We start from the raw sequence: 7365 nt of genomic DNA on the forward strand, positions 1-7365 counted from the left end.
GCCTGCGCCGCGCGCGCAGCGTCGCTATCGCAACCACATCGGCACGATCGACGCCGCGAGCAGGACGCCCAACCCGGCATTCACGCAACGCCACTGCCGCTCCGTGCGCAGCACGCGCGCGAACAGCAGGCCGGCACAACACCAGAGCGACAGCGATGCCATCGCCGCCACGCCGAACGCGAGCCCGAGCAAGGCGCCGAGCCTCACGGGTCCGGACGCGAGCGCGGCGAACGACGCGGCCGCGCCGAGCGTCATCGCCCAGCCCTTCGGGTTGTGCCACAGCATCCATACGCCGCTGACGAACCCTTGCGGCCGGTGCACGGCAGCGGCGTGTCCGGGCTTGCCGCCGCGCGCGATGCGCATGGCCAGCCACAGCAGATACAGCGAGCCGAGACCCTTCATCCCGAGCTGCAGCGCAGGCACCGCGAGCAATACGCTGCCGAGCCCGGCGGCGGCGGCCGCCGCCATCGATGCCAGGCCGGCCGCGATGCCCGCCATCATCGGCAACGAACGCCGATAGCCGAAATGCGCGCCCGACGCCGTTGCAAGCGTCGTCGCGCCACCCGGCGTCACCGTGGACACGATCACGAAAAGCATCAGCGGCAAGTAGTCTTGAAGCGGCACGCGGGCTCCCGGTCGGCGTCGTCGAAGCCTCGTTTTACCCGCGATCCCGCCATTACGACAGCGAAAGCTTTTTATGCCTGTCATTAGCGATCATAATGCGACCCATGGTACGCAACCTCGACATCGCCCTGCTTCGCGCCTTCGTCACGGTCGCCGATCACGGCAGCATGACGGCGGCGGGCCGCGCACTGCACCTCACGCAAGGCGCGGTCAGTCAGCAGGTCGCGCGGCTCGAAACGCTGTCCGGCCCGTTGTTCGTGCGCGAGCATCGCAACCTGCTGCTCACGGCCGACGGCGAGCGGATGCTCGGGCAGGCGCGCCGGCTGCTCGCCGCGCACGACGCGCTGCTGACCGACATGACGGCCGGTGCGCTGGAAGGCGCCGTGCGCATCGGCGCGCCCCAGGATCTCGTCGGCAGCTGCCTCGCGCCGATCCTGAAAGGCTATGCGCACGCGCATCCGCACGTCGCGCTGTCGCTCGTGTGCGCGGCGTCGCCGGAACTGCGCAAGGCGCTCAGGCAGGGCGAGATCGATGTCGCATTGATCGAGGCGCCGGTCGGGCCGTCGCGCGGCGAATGCATCGCCGTCGACCGTCTGGTCTGGGTTGGAGCGAAAGGCGGCACCGCACACCTGCGCACGCCGCTGCCCGTGTCGATGGTCGCCCAGACCTGCGCGTTCCGCCCGACCGTGCTCGACGCGCTGCGTGCATGCGATCGCGCGTGGCGCACCGTGTTCGAGAACGGCAGCATCGACGCAACGGCCGCGACCGTGCGCTCCGATCTCGCGGTGACCGTCTGGCTCGCGTCCACCGTGCCGGCCGATCTCGACATCCTGCCGGCCGACAGCGGCCTGCCCGCCCTGCCGAACTTCGCGATCAATCTCCATCTGCCGCGCGGCCAGCACGCGCCGGCCGCAGCGGAACTGGCCCGCCACCTGCGCAACGGCTTCGCGCGCGTGCGCGCAGCCGCCTAGCGTTCTTTCCGCTGCCGGCTACACGCCCCCCGGGTCCTGCTGCGCCGACGTCACGCCCGCCGCTTCCAGCGCCTGGTGCAGCGTCGGGAAGATGCACGACGCGCCGACGATCTCCGTGATCCGGTGACGCGCCATGTCCGCGTGCAGATAGCGGTTCACGCGCCCGAACAGCACGCCGATCCGGCGCGCGTGCAGCGCCTTGACGAGATCGGTGATCGTGCGCGCGGCCGAGTAATCGAGATCGGTGATCGCGCCCGCATCGACGACGAACCAGCACAGCGGAACCGGCGACGCATCGACGAGCCCGTCACGGCCGGCATGCCGGCTATGCGCGCATAGCCGAGCACCTGAGGGATATCCATCGACGCAAGCGAGATGCCGGCGAACGCGTCGCGGATCGCCGCGGCCCGGCGAATCGGCAGAACACCCTTCAGCAGCGGTACGCGTGACGGCAGGCTTTCGTTGGAATCTTGCATGCGTAAATGCGTGAAATGCGTGGATGACGTGAATAACGGGGAAACGGGATGCGCAAAGCCGTTCGTGCATCGTGCCCCGAGCGGGCATTGCGTGGCAAGTGCACAGTGTGTTGCGCGGCATGAACACGAGGAATGTCCACGCAACGGTGAGGATGTTCGGGAGCCGTGCGTCACGCATTCGCGGCATCCGGCCGGAACCCGATGGCACAATCACGGTCCCTTTCATGTGCCCTTCACCGGGCGCGCGCCGCATCGCGGCGCAGATTCAACGCACGAGAAGGACCCTGCCTGCTCTTATGACCCTGAACGAATCCTGGTTTGCGCCGCTCGTCGGCCTCCTCATCCTGCTCGCCGCCGCCGGCGCGATCACGGCCGCCGTCCATTTCCTGCTGTTTCGCGTGGTCGCGCGCCTCGCGCGGCTGTCGGCCACCCGCATCGACGACGCGCTGTTCGAGTTCGGCGCATTCAGGTGGCTGAACCGCATCGTCCCGTTCGTCGTGATCAAGCTCGGGCTCGCCGCGGTGCCCGGCATCCCGGCCGTGGCCGCGCAGGCCGTCGACAAGGTGCTGTTCGCGCTGACCGTATTCCTGTTGTCGATGACGATCAGCGCGACGCTGTCCGCGCTCGAACACACGCATCGCACGAGCCATCGCGACCAGCCGCGCCTGTCGCTGAAAGGCGCGATGCAGCTCGTCAAGCTGGTGATGTTCATCACGGCCGCGCTGGTCGTGATCGGCGACGCGACCGGCAAGCAGATCGGGCTGCTGCTGTCGGGCATCGGCGCGATGTCGGCGGTGCTGATGCTGATTGTGGAGGAACTCGATTGGCTTCCGTTGCAACAACCATATAACTGCCAGGCTTGGCAAAAAATACAGCCCGGAACCAGTCCCATTGAGGTCTGGATTAGCCATAAATCTTCCCAGTTCGACGCTTTTCAACCATCAAACTTCCAAGATCAACAGACCTCTACGGCAGTCTCGTACCGCTTACCGGCAACGATCCAATCGAACTTGAGCCCACCTACCGAGGGTTACTAGCCCTATTTCCCCGTCAATGTAAGCGCCCTATTCGGTCACAATGGAAACTTGGCGAGCCCAGACTAACGGGATGCTCGTCATCGTGCCGAAGGTATACGCAAAGAACAATGCCCAATGCGATCTCTTGGTGCTACCGGCAACCGCAAATCCAATCGAGCAAAATCGGCACGGTGACATGCCGTTTAAGTTGTGCTTTCGAATTAGCTCCACCATCACCGTTTTCTAGAGCATCGCTGCTTATGAGGGGTTTTCGTCTAGGTTTTCCAATCATTCCAGTACTTCGTTACAGCCGCGAGGTACGCGTAGAAGTCCGACGTCGACCAACAGACGTTGGCATAATCGCGCACGAGCCAGTGCAGATCGTTCGCGCACGCGAGCTGCGTCTTGTCTGCGTTTAGTACCCAGTTGAAAGTGTTAACGAACGATTCCTCGTAGCTCTGGACGAATTTGTCATTTGGGACATTCCACAACATCCCCTCAAGAAAATACGAGGGAGCTATGCCATCCTCAATGTACCCGCCGTCGATCATGCGGTTTCGCATATTCTTGTAAACACGGACTATGCGCTTGAACTGCGAGCTCGTGTTTTGGTGTTTTTCCATGCAGTTCGCCGAATGCTGCTTCGGAAAGTTGATGATCTCTGCACCGTCACTTGCCCATAGAATAATGCCCTCGTCATACTGGGCATCCACACCAGTGCTCGCAGCTCGGTACCTCCGGTGTTGCGAACAAACGATCACGTCCGCATCACGGCGAGTGCCATTGCCCTTAATAAAGATTGCCTTTTTCCCGGGCACCACATCTGCGCCAAACTTCTTCTGTAGCCATGCGAGGACGTCTGCCTTGAATTCCGCATACGTGTACGTGGCCAAACTGAATGCATTGTCGTAGTTTGCCTTCGCGTCGGGCTCTAGCGAGTTGGTGTCCGCATAGTAAGTCTGGTTAAGGCGGATTACGACATCGACATCGCTGTCCCGGTACACGTTCGTGTCGTTACCATACGACCCTTGGAGAAAGATCGAAAAGTCCTTCGCGTAGTATGGCGAGTTACTGTCATTTAACGCGTCCTGGATCGTGCCATACGTTTGGGCAGACTGCGTGACCGATCCTTGATGGGACCATGTTTCAAGCTGTGATTCCGGAATTGCCATCTGCTCTACCCCCTTCAGAGAAGAAAAGCTTGGAGCACTTGCTCGTGCTCTGCGAATGACTGCACCCCGCGCTGCGTAAGCACGTTAAGTTTCTTCAAGTCGTGCTCGAAGAGATCGGCCGCCATCGCAGGTTCAGAGAAAGACTGGCTAATGCGAATCGTCTGGATATGCTTGTAGAGAATCACCCGAAGCTGATCCATTGACTGCGTATTGATCTCCAGCGTTTTTTGCAGAAGCTGAACTCCCGGAGTCTTCTGCTTCCAGTAGTCCACCGTCCACCAGTTCACCGGTGGAGGTGGATAGTTGCCGCAGCCAAGACTCACAACACGGATGTTTTCGGGCTGAACTCCCAATGCAACTGTCGCATCGGCGATGGCGTAAAGCGTCGGATTGTTTGCACAGAACCCCCCATCAATCAACTCTATGTTATCGCCGCTGCTCGTAACAACCGTCTTACGATTGAAATATGGATACGCCGAGCAAGAGGCTTGAACTGCGTCACCGAGCTTCACCCCAAATCCAGGCACGAATGAACCTTTCATTCCGTGTGCCTGCCCGATATGCGCCTTAAAAATCATCGGTTTCTCGAGTACCCATTTCGTGGCGACAATGCCGATACTCGTTTTCACGTCGGTGAACATCGTATCGCCGAAGATGGTCGTTGACAGGTCGGCTAGTGCTCCTGATCTGCCATCTGCGTTCTGGTTCTTCATGACCGTAGGCACATGATCTTGGTAAAGCGCGATGATTTCAGGAACGGTCTTTCCTAAGGCAAGCATGGCAGTGATGATCGATCCGGTACTCGTACCGAAGATCAGGTCGAATCGCTCGTAAAGAGGCGCTCCTATCATCGCCTCGATCTCACGGAGGATGCCAAGAGTGTAAAACCCTTTAGCTCCGCCGCCGTCGAGGCAGAGTACTCGAAAAAGATTATCGGACATACGCCTCCTCTTGGTCATCATTCGCCACCGCATCCACGTCTGCCATCCGGCCTTCAAACAGACCGTCCCGATGGTGCCAAGGACCTTGAAATTCCGTTACGCCTCAGTACGCCTATAGAGTCATGCGCAACCAAGCAATGCTCCCATGGAAACCGCATAATCGATCAAGAAGGCATTTCGCGACTGGCAGTAGGTCTCATTTCACACGCCACAGCGTGCCCAACGGCCACTTTTGAGTAGCATCTTCAAATCGCTTTATCTCGTCCGGGCGTGTCGACACGCGCTGCATGATTAACGAACCGTGAGTCGGGCTACTGGTCCAATAACTACCTTTAAGTATCGTATCTCCAGCGAGTAGCTCGAGGTCGCCAGCGCCATTTACCAATTTTCGAGCACCGGGATATTCATTTTTTAACTCGAAAACATACGCGAGGCGCGTCGCGTTGTTGCGCGCGTTTCGAATGATTGCTTCCACTCTCGAGTCTCCAGTCTGACTCTGTGTGAAACTTTGAAGCGATAGTGTCAGGTACGTCTGCCTAATGACGAAAACGATGGGTAACGTGAGCGGTGGGGTACCGGCAGCTTGACCGTAGTCAGAAGTCAGGGATCCAACCCATACACCTTGGAGCAGTGGCCGCCCACTCCACGCTGGCAGTGGGCCAATGCGCCACGCCCATTTGTAGAAAATGACGAACAAGAGAGACGCCATGGACAAGCCTGTCGTGAACCAACGAAATAGGCTCGTTATGTTCACTGGGGCTTGAAAGAAGTGGATGTTAATCAAGGCGACCGCCCCAGCGAGCAACACCACAGTCGCGGCAAAAGATTTCTTCAACAGATTGAACTGCTGTTCTGTAAGCGTGAAGTTTTCCATCACTCCCCCCGCCGTCCTACGCGAACACCACCGGAAAAGACGATTGGATCGGCACTTTTGCTCAACAGCCCAGTACAAGCAACCGTATCCATTCGGGAGCCTGCGACAGCTGCCAATTGTCGAGCTCCCATCGGCGCACCTCGAGGCGCCGAAGCTTGAAGAATTTCGATCGGTGGGGCAAAGAACTGGGAAACGTGCGTCAAGTGGGTCGTCTTGACATCAATAAGGTGAAAACCATCATGCCAAACGGACGCGACAGTCGAGATGGCGGCGAGAACTCGGGCAATGTGCTGGAATCCGGCGACCGGTAGCGCAGGATCGAACAAAGTCTGGTCACCAAGGGGAACGACTGGCAGACGTAGAGGACCGAGGTAAAAGAGGATTCCGAGACCATTAAAATCGTCGGGAGCGATACCCCTCACCGCCTCTAGAAGATCGAACGCAAAATCTGTATGGAGTGACATGGTATAGGGGGAACTCGAGGGTACAGCCAGCCATCTACCGGTCGCGTGTAACGCAACCATTCTAACGGGCTGCAAGCTTGAGGTGGAGAATTCGCGCGAGTCAGGAAGGGCTGAATTTTGATATCGATTGGTCGTGTGAACTGCATGGCCCATCAGGCGCCCCCCTTTCCATCAGCCTGCAGTTGGAATTTACGCGTTTCAGAGTCGTTAAGTCGAAGGAGTGCCGATGGGTTCGAGTATCTACTGGTCCTGACGCGCATGCATCAGGACGATTACGGTCGTGACACTGCCGACGCGCGCCTGATCCGTCGCACGCAAATTAGCGATCGTCAGGCAAGTGCCGCTCGCTCACCGCTTGCCTGATCCCGATCGACCGTCGTCAGATGACGTCGAACTTACAACGCATAATCCTGGTTGCGAGCCCAAATCGACCCAACGCTTGCTTGGTTCAGATAGACGTCGCCTTAACCACATTGCGCTTGTCCCCTAGCGGCCGATTTGGGTCACGCTGTCCGGCAGCGACTTCGCTATAAACGTTGTTGAGGAGTTCGTCGATCTCAAGCGACAAATTCAAAAGCCAGCGCCACTTTTTTTCGTTGTCGAAGATTCGACGACTGCCATCGGGGACGACTAGTTTTCTCGCCCACTCTTGATCGTTGTAAGTCGCGTCCAGATGGCGCTGCGTCTCGGCGAGAACGGCCAGATCGGTAAACTGTCCTAGGCGTAGCGCGTTCATGTCGGCGTGGTACATGGACTTGCCCCTGCATGACCGGACACGCAGTCACGCTTAGGTTAGCGAATTTTCTTGCTGGCGAAACTCGCGTGGC

Annotated in this window: 7 protein-coding genes and 2 pseudogenes; 3 read left to right on the plus strand and 6 right to left on the minus strand. The window is 59.1% G+C overall.

The annotated features are described in order from the left end of the window. Window positions 1–24: 24 nt before the first annotated feature. Window positions 25–624 (minus strand): LysE family translocator, encoded by a 600-nt coding sequence (locus DIE21_RS04520; protein ID WP_124496420.1) that lies wholly within the window; start codon window positions 622–624, stop codon window positions 25–27. Between the two features lie 95 nt (window positions 625–719). Here DIE21_RS04520 and DIE21_RS04525 point away from each other — a divergent pair, with 95 nt between their 5' ends. Continuing rightward, window positions 720–1595, plus strand: a complete 876-nt coding sequence (locus tag DIE21_RS04525; RefSeq protein ID WP_124496422.1) for a LysR substrate-binding domain-containing protein — start codon at window positions 720–722, stop codon at window positions 1593–1595. Between the two features lie 18 nt (window positions 1596–1613). On the opposite strand, the pseudogene DIE21_RS04530 reads toward DIE21_RS04525, so the two are convergent. Then, window positions 1614–2003: pseudogene (locus DIE21_RS04530) on the minus strand (sodium-independent anion transporter); the annotation flags it as partial. A 364-nt stretch (window positions 2004–2367) separates the two neighbouring features. Here DIE21_RS04530 and DIE21_RS04535 point away from each other — a divergent pair. Then, window positions 2368–2889: pseudogene (locus DIE21_RS04535) on the plus strand (mechanosensitive ion channel family protein); the annotation flags it as partial. Window positions 2890–3362: 473 nt separating this feature from the next. Here DIE21_RS04535 and DIE21_RS04540 read toward each other — a convergent pair. The 3 genes from DIE21_RS04540 to DIE21_RS04550 all read right to left on the minus strand — a co-directional run bounded on the left by DIE21_RS04540 (window position 3363) and on the right by DIE21_RS04550 (window position 6074). After that, the gene (locus tag DIE21_RS04540) at window positions 3363–4259 is read right to left on the minus strand and encodes a nucleotidyltransferase (protein WP_124496424.1); all 897 of its coding nucleotides are present in this window, start codon (window positions 4257–4259) and stop codon (window positions 3363–3365) included. A gap of 14 nt (window positions 4260–4273) precedes the next feature. Continuing rightward, entirely contained in the window at window positions 4274–5200 is a 927-nt protein-coding gene (locus DIE21_RS04545) for a patatin-like phospholipase family protein (protein WP_260432304.1), read from the minus strand. Between the two features lie 196 nt (window positions 5201–5396). Beyond that, window positions 5397–6074, minus strand: coding sequence for a hypothetical protein (locus tag DIE21_RS04550; RefSeq protein ID WP_124496428.1), 678 nt, complete (start codon window positions 6072–6074; stop codon window positions 5397–5399). A 155-nt stretch (window positions 6075–6229) separates the two neighbouring features. On the opposite strand from DIE21_RS04550, the gene DIE21_RS37095 reads away from it, so the two are divergent. Beyond that, entirely contained in the window at window positions 6230–6385 is a 156-nt protein-coding gene (locus tag DIE21_RS37095; protein WP_185642725.1) for a hypothetical protein, read from the plus strand. A gap of 601 nt (window positions 6386–6986) precedes the next feature. On the opposite strand, the gene DIE21_RS04555 is transcribed toward DIE21_RS37095, so the two are convergent. Beyond that, on the minus strand, window positions 6987–7289 hold the full coding sequence (locus DIE21_RS04555; RefSeq protein WP_124496430.1) for a hypothetical protein: 303 nt from the start codon (window positions 7287–7289) through the stop codon (window positions 6987–6989). Between the last annotated feature and the right edge of the window lie 76 nt (window positions 7290–7365).

This window comes from Burkholderia sp. Bp9140 (genome assembly GCF_003853425.1).
Lineage (GTDB): Bacteria > Pseudomonadota > Gammaproteobacteria > Burkholderiales > Burkholderiaceae > Burkholderia.

Coding starts and splice junctions, on each gene's coding strand:
- DIE21_RS04550 (WP_124496428.1), bottom strand. CDS start 6,074: ATGGAAAACTTCACGCTTACAGAACAGCAGTTCAATCTGTTGAAGAAA.
- DIE21_RS04540 (WP_124496424.1), bottom strand. CDS start 4,259: ATGGCAATTCCGGAATCACAGCTTGAAACATGGTCCCATCAAGGATCG.
- DIE21_RS04555 (WP_124496430.1), bottom strand. CDS start 7,289: ATGTACCACGCCGACATGAACGCGCTACGCCTAGGACAGTTTACCGAT.
- DIE21_RS04545 (WP_260432304.1), bottom strand. CDS start 5,200: ATGTCCGATAATCTTTTTCGAGTACTCTGCCTCGACGGCGGCGGAGCT.
- DIE21_RS04525 (WP_124496422.1), top strand. CDS start 720: ATGCGACCCATGGTACGCAACCTCGACATCGCCCTGCTTCGCGCCTTC.